The sequence below is a fragment of the Rhizobium sp. CCGE 510 genome (genome assembly GCF_000292525.1).
GTDB lineage: Bacteria > Pseudomonadota > Alphaproteobacteria > Rhizobiales > Rhizobiaceae > Rhizobium.
The window spans coordinates 1-554 of the sequence record NZ_AEYF01000134.1 but is presented as its reverse complement, the minus strand read 5'-3'; the positions used below and the strand labels follow the sequence as shown (position 1 = coordinate 554).

At 60.8% G+C, this 554-nt stretch carries 1 protein-coding gene; it reads left to right on the top strand.

Features of this window, described 5'->3' with window-relative positions; all coding sequences use genetic code 11:
• Positions 1-258 precede the first annotated feature (258 nt).
• Complete coding sequence (locus tag RCCGE510_RS35380) at positions 259-423, top strand: hypothetical protein (RefSeq protein ID WP_007638129.1); 165 nt, start codon at positions 259-261, stop codon at positions 421-423.
• The last annotated feature ends 131 nt before the right edge of the window (positions 424-554 follow it).

The following is a 554-nucleotide window of genomic DNA, read 5'->3' as shown; positions in this document are numbered from 1 at the left end:
GGCGTCGAGCCCGCCTCCGGCTTTTTTGGTGCCACACGGGAGAGAGGGATAGCTGCTCAGAACCCGGCATTGTGCCGCTCGGCGATACCGGCCTCAAGGATGGGCGGTAACCCCCAATTTTCTCCAGGCGCCTGCCAGCACCTTCCGAAAATCGGCTCCCCCACTCCCCGGCTCTGCCGGTCGCTTGCGCGATCCCTGACCCCGCCATCCCCTCTCGGCTGCTGTCGTCGTTTTTCACAAACTCAAGGAGATGAGACGATGACGATCGAACAGCACATCGAAGAGCTGCGCCGGGAAATGAGTGAGGCAGTTGATGCCTCCGAGCGCCGCCAGATCGAGGCCGAGCTTGAATGCGCTCAGGCAGAGCTGGCAATCATCGTCGCCGAACAGGACGGAGAACTCGACGCAGAGACGCCCTTCTGAGGGTTACCCCTGCATAACATATCTCAATTTCTTACACCGGCTGGCGCCGCTGAGGACGCGCTATCTCGCAGGCACCTTGACCTTCATGCTTGATCCCTTTTCGAGACTGCGCGATGAGCGCGACGGCAACT